The organism is Microbacterium sp. PI-1, from assembly GCF_004337555.1.
GTDB lineage: Bacteria > Actinomycetota > Actinomycetes > Actinomycetales > Microbacteriaceae > Microbacterium > Microbacterium aurugineum.
In genome coordinates, this window is the sequence record NZ_SJYZ01000010.1 from 131,369 (window position 1) to 138,949 (window position 7,581).

Sequence of the window (7,581 nt, forward strand, 5' to 3'; positions counted from 1 at the left end):
TACGCTGGAAGCCATGATCCGAGAGTTCGCCACCGGCGTCCGCACGCTGTTGCACGGGTTCGGGCTGTGGCGCACGCGCCCCGGGCTCATGATGCTCGGTCTGATCCCTGCGATCATCGCGGTCCTGATCCTCGCCGCAGCGCTGATCCCGCTCGTGATCGGCATGCCTTCGGTCTCCGCGTGGCTCACGCCGTTCGCGGAGGGATGGATCGAGCCGTGGAAGGGCCTGTTGCGCGCGGCCGTGGGCTTCGTGGTCGTCGCAGCCGCCCTCGCCCTCGCCAGCGTGGTCTTCAGCGCACTGACGCTGACCATCGGCGACCCGTTCTACCAGCGCATCTGGCACGCCGTCGAGGTCGATCTCGGTGATGCTCCTCCCGCCGACGGCGGCAGCTTCTGGACCACGATCGGCGAGGGGCTGCGTCTCGTGGTGCTCGGCATCCTGATCGCGATCCTGGTCCTCCTGATCGGCTTCCTCCCTGCCGTGGGGGGATTCCTCGGCGCGATCGCGGGTGTGGTGCTGACCGGCCGACTGCTGGCGCGCGAACTCACCGGGCGTGCCTTCGACGCTCGTGACCTCAGTCCGGCCGACCGTGCCGCCCTGTTCTCGGGCAGCCGGGCGCGGGTGCTCGGTTTCGGCGTCGCCACCCAGCTCTGTTTCCTGATTCCCGGTGGTGCCGTCGCGGTGATGCCGGCTGCGGTCGCCGGCAGCACCGTGCTGGCGCGCGACATGCTCGCTCGTGCCGCCGTCACGGCCTCCCCTCACCCCCCGCTGCTCCCGCCTCCACCCGCGCCGTCCGAGGCTCCCTGATGCCCGAGGGCGACACGGTCTTCCGCACGGCGCGACGCCTCGACGAGGCTCTGGCCGGGTCCGAGGTGACCCGGTTCGACCTTCGTGTCCCCCGCTTCGCCACCCTGGATCTGACCGGTCAGCGGGTGCACGCGGTGGTGCCCCGGGGCAAGCACCTGCTCGCGCGCATCGGCGACAGCACCCTGCATTCCCATCTGCGCATGGACGGGGCGTGGTTCGTCTACCGCCACGGCGAGAAGTGGCGGCATCCGGCCTTCAAGGTCCGTGCGATCATCGGCACGGCCGACCGTGAGGCCGTCGGTGTCGATCTCGCCGAGATCGAGGTCGTCCCGACCCGCGACGAGGAACAGCTGGTGGGGTATCTCGGCCCGGACCCGCTCGCCGATGACTGGGATGCAGACGAGGCGAACCGGCGGCTCGGTGCCGACGCCCGCAGTATCCACGTCGCCCTCCTCGACCAGCGCAACGTCGCGGGATTCGGCAACGAGTACGCTGCAGAGCTCCTGTTCCTCCGGGGGATCCTGCCGACGACGCCGACGCCGGAGGTCGATGTCTCCGCGCTTCTCGACCTCGGTGTGCGCACCATCCGCGCCAACCGCGACCGCCGCAGCAGGACCTTCACGGGCATCGATCGACCGGGTCAGGGCACCTGGGTCTACGGCCGCGCCGGGCGCCCCTGCCGCCGCTGCGGCACCCTCATCCGACGCGGCGAACAGGGCGCGGATCCGACACGCGAACGCGTGACCTTCTGGTGCCCGTCGTGTCAGCGTTAGTCACTCGCCGTCGCTGACGAGCACGGGCCTGGCGTTCGGCGGAGGGGTTCCGACCTCCGCAACGGTATGGCCGCTGCAGGCCGCGCTCGTCAGGGTCGCCTTCTCGATGTTCGACACGACGAACCAGCGCATCGCGTCGCGCAGCAGGCACCACCCGACGAGGTACCATTGCCCGTTCGTGGAGGCGAACATCACGGGCTCCACTTCCCTCGTGGTCGTGGCCCCGACGCGCGACGTATAGCGGATGCGGACCGTACGCTGCGCGGACATCGCCTCCTCCAGGACCGACCGGACGGTGCGTGCGGACGAGGGCGCCCCCGCCACCCAGATCCGACGTGCGAGGTCGGCCGCGCGGCCGCGCGTGGCGGGATCGAGGACGTCCAGGATCTTCCGGACCCCGGCCGAAGCCAGATCGGCGTACGGGGCGTCGGACGCCGCGGAGACAGCCGCCAGGAGCGCCACCGCCTGGGCCGGCGAGAGGGTGATCGGCGGCAGATTCGCGCTCGGAGCCAGTCCGTAGCCTCCTCCGGGTCCGGGTCTCGACCAGACGGGCGCGCCACTGCTCGCCAAGGCGGCGAGGTCTCGCTTGACGGTTCTGACGGACACCTCGAACTCCGCCGCCAGCCGCTCGGCCGGGTAACCCCTGGTTCCGCCGCGACGCAGCATCTCGGACAGCGCATGAAGTCGTTCGGTCCGCCTCACTCTGCACACTCCGATGAATTCATGACAGAAATAGTGCCATACAGCTGTCCGCACGCCGTGCGAGCATCGGGTCATGACGACAGCATCGAGTACTCCGACCATCCTCCTGATCGCGGGCCACTGGCTCGGCGCATGGGCCTGGGACGAGGTGCGCGCACACCTGGCGGCGAACGGATCGGACGCCATCGCGCTCACACTCCCCGGCCTGGATCCGGATGACCCCGACCGTTCCTCGCGGACCCTCGACGAGCAGGCGGCGGCGATCGAAGCGGCCGTCCTGCGCTCCGGAGCCACGGCGGAGCAGCCGGTCGCGCTCGTCGGGCACAGCGGAGCCAATGCTCCGGTCAGCATCGTCCTCGATCGGCACCCCGCGCTCGTCCGCCGTGTGGTGTGGGTCGATTCCGGCCCGGTCGCGCCGGGAAGCGTGTTCGCACCGGACCTCCCGGAGACGGTGGAGGCGCTGCCCCTGCCACCGTTCGACGTTCTCGGACAGCAGGCCAGCCTCGAGGGCCTGAGCACCGCGATGCTCGACCGCTTCCGCGAACGCGCGGTCCCCGAGCCGGGACCCGTGCTCCGAGCTCCGGTGCCCCTCTCCGACGATGCGCGCCGCGGGATCCCCACCACCATCGTCTGCTGCTCGATCCCGAGCGCGCAGCTGCAGGAACTCGCCCGCGCCGGACACCCCATGTTCGCCGAGGTCGACGCACTCGAGAATCTGGAGCTCGTGGACCTGCCCACCGGCCACTGGCCCATGTGGAGCCGTCCCGCGGATCTCGCAATGGCGATCCGCGACGCGGCCTCGCGCGTGGGCTGAGCACCGCCGACACCGAGGACATCCATCCGAGGGAATGAATCCACCCCTGCCGTGGTTGTTGATATATCCGGAAGAGACTCCGGAGCACGGGAGGAATCGTGGGTAAGAACTACGTCGACATCGAGAACGACCAGGGAGCGACGCTGCGGTACCGCAAGCACGCGAACGGTCGCGGTCTCGTCGCGCATGGCGCGAAGGTGCATCCGAAGGCGCACATCGAGGCGGGTGCCTACATCGAACCGGGCGCGCGCGTCGGCGCCGGGGCGACCATCGCCCGCGGCGCCTGGATCGACGAAGACGCCGTGGTCGGGGAGGGCGCGTTCGTCGACGCGCACGCGCACATCGGCCAGGGTGCCGCGATCGGCGACCACGCCTACGTGGGGGTCCGCACCGATGTCGGCGCCGGAGCGCGCATCATCCGCGGCGCCAGGATCGGCGACGACGAGACCGTCGCGGCCGGGCTCACCATCGCGACGGATCAGAAGGGGCTGTGGCTCGCGGCCTGACGGGGTGACAGCCGGGTCGTCACTCCTGGATCGCTGTGTGCCTGACCCGGCGCGCACCGGTGACGACCAGGAGACCGAGCGCGACCAGGGCCAGGCCGAGTCCCGGTAGCGCGCTCGGGTTCACTCCGCTGTCTGCCAGAGTGTCGGGTGGCGTCGTGCCGCCGCCCGACGTGTCTGGGTCCGGCTCGGGCGGGAGCGGGATGAGCGTTCCTTGCCCGACGCCACGTGCGGTCTGTCGTTCCGCGAACCCGACGAACGCGAGGGTCTGCGTGGACCCCGCATCGCTTGTCGCGAGCACGGCTTGGAACTCGGGCTGTTCGTCCGAGGTGATGCCGGCGATGAGCCGGAACTCGCGGAGCGTCCCGGCGGGGACCTGCGCTTCCGGAACGACGCTGACGACCTGCGAAGCCGCGTCGAGTCCCGAGGATACGGGCGTGCAACTCGCGGTGGCCACGTCGACCGGTGCGCCGAACTGCGCGTCGCTCGGATACGGATCGCCGGTCGTCCACGCGGCATCACGGTATTCGAGCTGTAGCGCCGCGCAATCCACAGCGGTCGCACCATCCATCAGGGCGAGATCGAGGTTGTACAGCGGGATGGCGCTGAAGTATCTCCACTCGAGGGAGGTGTCGTCGAGCACCGCTCCACGCACGCCCGTGACCTCGGTGATGAGCTCGGTGACGCGGTAGATCCTCACGGTCGCAGGAAACTGACCGCTGGACACCGCGATGGGGATGCCGAACGCTGACGGCGTCGGCGTGGCAGCCGCGGCGCTCACTCTGGCTTGAAAGGTCCCGGATCCGCTGACGGCGGTATGCGTGTCCACATACGGAGCGAAGGTCACCGTCACGGTGTCCCCTGCCCCGGTGACGGTGGCGATCGTCTCCCCGTCTTCGGACAGGATGGGGAAGGGTGCCAGGTCGGCGACCGATGTCGTGACGCCCCCGGTGCTCTGGAACGTCATGCTGGCGGTATCGCCGGCTGTGGCCTCGTCGGGGAGGGCGAAGGCGAACGACACATCGACGAGCGATCCATCGGGGACCGCTGTGGGATCGCTTGTCTGCTGCCACGGCGTTCCCAGCACCGGCGAGATCGTGATCGACGTGAACACGTCTCCGATCTCGACGGCCGAAGCCTGCCGTGGCGGCGAGGCGAACGCGAAAGCGAAGGCCAGCACCGAGACCGCACTGATCGCTCCGAAGGCCCTGCGTACGCGCATGATCGCTCCGTTCTGCTGTGCTGCCGATGGCTCGGCTCCCGGTTCGTTTCCAGGCCAGAGTCTCGCGAATCGAACCGACGCACAAGCCGATCCTGCGTCACGACTACAGCAGGCGGCGCTCCGACGCCCACGCGGTGAGTTCGTGGCGGGAGGAGAGCTGCAGCTTGCGCAGCACGGATGACACGTGCGTCTCGACCGTCTTGATCGAGATGAAGAGCTCCGAAGCGACCTCCTTGTAGGCGTAGCCGCGGGCGATTAGCCGCATGACCTCCTGCTCACGCGCGGAGAGGCGATCCAGTTCGTCGGTCGCCGTCGCGGTCTCACCGGCGACCGCTCCGAAGGCGTCGAGCACGAACCCGGCGAGCCGTGGTGAGAAGACCGCATCCCCGTCCGCCACGGCGTGCACGGCACTGCTGACCTCGATGCCCGATGACCCTTTGGTGATGTAGCCGCGGGCGCCCGCCCGGATCACGCGCACGACGTCGGCGGCAGCATCCGAGACGCTGAGCGCGAGGAACCGCGCTGCCGTGGCCGACCCGCGGATCACCGCTTCTCCGCCCGCGGCATCGTCGCCACTCCCACCCGGCAGGTGCACGTCGAGCAGGACGACGTCCGGCTGTGTCTCCGCGATCACGGCGATCGCGGACGGCACGTCCGCCGCCTCGCCGACCACGTCGACACTCGCATCGAGGTCGGCACGCAGGCCGGAGCGGAAGATCGAGTGGTCGTCGACGATCACGACGCGGATGCTCTCAGGCATGGTCGTCCTCCCGGGTGGGGATCGGTCGCCCCGCCGCCCGGTCGTACGGCGGGGCCGACAGAATGCTCAGATGCACTTCGGTCCCGTTCGCGTCGCTGCGGACCGCTCCGGTACCACCGGCACGACGCATCCGGCCGATGATCGACTCCCGTACCCCGAGGCGATCGCTCGGCACATCGTCGAGGTCGAAGCCCTCGCCGCGGTCCCGGATGAAGACGTCGACGCCCGCGGCGCTCCCCTCGATGTACACCGAGATGTCCCCGCCGGCATGCCGCGCGGCGTTCAGGATCGCCTCTCGGGCCGCCGCCGCGAGTTCCCCGCTGGCGCGCTCGGTGGAGAGGCCCGCCGACACGACGTCGATGCGCACCGGATAGTCGAGCTCGAGGGCCCCTGCGTAGTCACGCAGATCCGTCGGGAGGTCGCTGTCGGCCGGTGCGTCGCCGTCGTACAACCATGCGCGCAGCTCGCGCTCCTGTGCCCTGGCGAGGCGGGCCGCCTCGCTGGAGGCTCCTGCCCTGTTCTGGATCAGCGCCAGCGTCTGCAGCACCGAATCGTGCAGGTGCGCGGCCATCTGGCTGCGCTGCTCCTCGCGGATGCGGCGCACCCGTTCGCCGGACAGTTCGCGCCATCGCGGGATCAGGGCCGAGGAGATCACCGCAGCGAGCCCGGCGAGAGGGAGGAGCACGAGTGCCACCCCCGAGCGCGCGACGGGCCAGGAGAGCAGCACCGTGAACAGCAGGGCGAGCAGCAGGAGAGCCAGGATCCGGACGGTCATCGTGTGTCGCGGTCCGCGCGCGGTGTCGGTGCGATCGATCAGGGTCGCCCAGAGCCCGGCGCCCGTCGCGAAGCCCACGGTGCCGCCGACGACGACCGCGGCGAGATCGGGCGGGATGGATCCACTCAACCAGTCACTGCCGCCGCGCCAGGCCAGCACGATGAGGATCCCGACACCGGCGGGAGCGAGCAGCAGCCAGGCGACCGGTACGCGTCTGGTCGGGGACTCCTCCCCCTCGCTCCACGGCGTGAAGGCCCAGCACCAGGCGTAGAGGAGGATGCCGGCGCCGCCGCACAGCGTCAGCGCGAGGAACAGTGCACGCACCAGCCCCACCCGCACGCCCAGGTGTCGCGCGAGGCCCGCACTCACCCCGGCCACCAGGCAGTCGCGATCACGGGTCAGCGGCGGGCGCGGCGCAGCGATGGGCGCTGATCGCGCGGGAGCGTGCGCCGAAGAGGACATGTCGCCCATCCAATCATCCGCATGGGTGCTCCGGGTCCTCCCCTGGCCAGAATCAGGGGCCACTCAGGGGTTCCCCCCATGGCAGGGGCCCCACGGATGACGCCAGGATCGAATCATGACGATTCCGACTGCACCCCCGCCTCCTGCCGACCAGGCCACTCCGGCCGTCGGCGCACCGGGCACCGGCATCCCCCGCGGAGCCGAACGCTTCCTCCTCTGGGTCGCCGGCCTCGGCGTCGCCCGGTCCGAGGGCTGGCTGGGCGGTGTCGCCTCGGGGATCGCTGCCCGGCTGCGCATCGATCCGCTGATCGTCCGCGGGATCCTCGTGGTCGCGGCGCTCTTCGGCCTGCCGGTGATCTTCCTGTACGCCGCGGCCTGGGCGCTGCTGCCCGACATCGACGGACGGGTCCACCTCCGCGATCTGTTCCGCCGCGACTATCAGCCGGCGCAGTGGGGCATCCTCGCGATGGCCGTCATCGGTCTCTTCCCGACCGCACCACTGGCCGGACGTCTCTTCGGACTCGGCTACGACGGGTGGTCGGCCCTCTCCGTCGTCAGCTGGATCGTCGGGCTCGTGCTCGTCGCCGGTCTGCTCTTCCTGATCGTGCGCGCCATGCGCCGCACCCCGGGTGCTTCCGCGCCGGATCTGCCGATGGCTTCCGCAGATTGGGCGGCCCCGGCCGCATCCGACCCCCTCAGCGATTCGGGTACCGCTGAGGGGGCGGATGCCACTCTCGCCGATGAGGTCTCCGACACCGCGCT

General features: G+C 70.4%; 9 protein-coding genes. 5 read left to right on the forward strand and 4 right to left on the reverse strand.

All coding sequences use genetic code 11. The annotated features are described in order from the left end of the window. The first annotated feature begins 13 nt into the window (after positions 1-13). Together E0W80_RS10705 and E0W80_RS10710 are read left to right on the forward strand one after the other, a co-directional pair. On the forward strand, positions 14-808 hold the full coding sequence (locus E0W80_RS10705; RefSeq protein WP_131492426.1) for an EI24 domain-containing protein: 795 nt from the start codon (positions 14-16) through the stop codon (positions 806-808). Next, positions 808-1,581 (forward strand): DNA-formamidopyrimidine glycosylase family protein, encoded by a 774-nt coding sequence (locus E0W80_RS10710; RefSeq protein ID WP_131492427.1) that lies wholly within the window; start codon positions 808-810, stop codon positions 1,579-1,581. Before E0W80_RS10705 ends, E0W80_RS10710 begins: the two co-directional genes overlap by 1 nt. Here E0W80_RS10710 and E0W80_RS10715 read toward each other — a convergent pair whose 3' ends face one another. Further along, on the reverse strand, positions 1,582-2,283 hold the full coding sequence (locus E0W80_RS10715; protein ID WP_131492428.1) for a WYL domain-containing protein: 702 nt from the start codon (positions 2,281-2,283) through the stop codon (positions 1,582-1,584). A 73-nt stretch (positions 2,284-2,356) separates the two neighbouring features. Between E0W80_RS10715 and E0W80_RS10720 the strand changes: the two genes are divergently transcribed. Both E0W80_RS10720 and E0W80_RS10725 read left to right on the forward strand, forming a co-directional pair. Continuing rightward, positions 2,357-3,097: an alpha/beta hydrolase gene (locus E0W80_RS10720; RefSeq protein WP_131492429.1), complete on the forward strand. Its 741-nt coding sequence runs from the start codon at positions 2,357-2,359 to the stop codon at positions 3,095-3,097. Positions 3,098-3,195: 98 nt separating this feature from the next. Beyond that, the gene (locus E0W80_RS10725; protein ID WP_047524579.1) at positions 3,196-3,603 is read left to right on the forward strand and encodes a DapH/DapD/GlmU-related protein; all 408 of its coding nucleotides are present in this window, start codon (positions 3,196-3,198) and stop codon (positions 3,601-3,603) included. A 19-nt stretch (positions 3,604-3,622) separates the two neighbouring features. Here the strand turns inward: E0W80_RS10725 and E0W80_RS10730 are convergent, their stop codons facing one another. The 3 genes from E0W80_RS10730 to E0W80_RS10740 all read right to left on the reverse strand — a co-directional run bounded on the left by E0W80_RS10730 (position 3,623) and on the right by E0W80_RS10740 (position 6,828). Next, positions 3,623-4,822 (reverse strand): Ig-like domain-containing protein, encoded by a 1,200-nt coding sequence (locus E0W80_RS10730; RefSeq protein ID WP_131492430.1) that lies wholly within the window; start codon positions 4,820-4,822, stop codon positions 3,623-3,625. 103 nt (positions 4,823-4,925) lie between these two features. Continuing rightward, positions 4,926-5,582, reverse strand: coding sequence for a response regulator transcription factor (locus E0W80_RS10735; protein ID WP_047524580.1), 657 nt, complete (start codon positions 5,580-5,582; stop codon positions 4,926-4,928). Further along, on the reverse strand, positions 5,575-6,828 hold the full coding sequence (locus E0W80_RS10740; protein WP_240740508.1) for an ATP-binding protein: 1,254 nt from the start codon (positions 6,826-6,828) through the stop codon (positions 5,575-5,577). Before E0W80_RS10740 ends, E0W80_RS10735 begins: the two co-directional genes overlap by 8 nt. Positions 6,829-6,934: 106 nt before the next feature. Between E0W80_RS10740 and E0W80_RS10745 the strand changes: the two genes are divergently transcribed. Next, on the forward strand, positions 6,935-7,581 hold a 647-nt coding region (locus tag E0W80_RS10745; protein ID WP_131492431.1), incomplete at its 3' end, for a PspC domain-containing protein.